The 651-nt window shown below is 42.2% G+C and carries 1 pseudogene; it reads right to left on the reverse strand.

The features are described from left to right. Positions 1-651: pseudogene (locus C3420_RS17190) on the reverse strand (heavy metal resistance protein CzcA); the annotation flags it as partial.

The raw sequence follows: 651 nt of genomic DNA on the forward strand, positions 1-651 counted from the left end.
CCACAAGTGCATCGAGTAAATCATAGCTATTGCCTGCACTGTCCTGAACGGTCGCCCCGATATTGAACCAGTCTTGTTGGCTTTCAGATTCAGTGATGGAAATATTTAAATTTTCAACATATTGCAGGTTAAAGGGGCTGTTTTCCAGATGCTCTATCTGCCAGCCCATCAACTCCATTTGATTGATGGGCATCAGCTGTTTGATCCAGTCTCCATAGAAAGCAAAAACCATAGAATCAAGACGTTGTTTATCCAGTTTTAATTGCTGGTCATAACTAAGATCTTTCACCCACTTCAGTGATTCGACCAATAGCTGTAAACGCTGGATTGACTGTTGTTCCTGAACTAAGTCCCGAAGCTGTCGCACCATTTTGCCATGCTGCTCACCAATAAAACTGTCGCCTGATGTACCTGCTTTTATTCTTCCGCCTGCATAGGAGAATTCAATTTCAGCACAAACAGACTCTTCCCATTTCCAATCAAATTTATCTAAAACACCGAAGCGTAAAATTGGCTGGGGACTACCCTCAAGGACATCAATATGCTGAATAGACTCGGGCTGAGGCAGATTTTTCACGTCTGAATATTGATGAGTCAGTTTCTCAAACTCTGGCAAGAGCATAGATGGAAGATCAGGCATCTGTAAAAAAT

Origin of the sequence: Acinetobacter sp. ACNIH3, assembly GCF_002918965.1 — a bacterium.
In the GTDB taxonomy this organism is placed as follows: domain Bacteria; phylum Pseudomonadota; class Gammaproteobacteria; order Pseudomonadales; family Moraxellaceae; genus Acinetobacter; species Acinetobacter schindleri.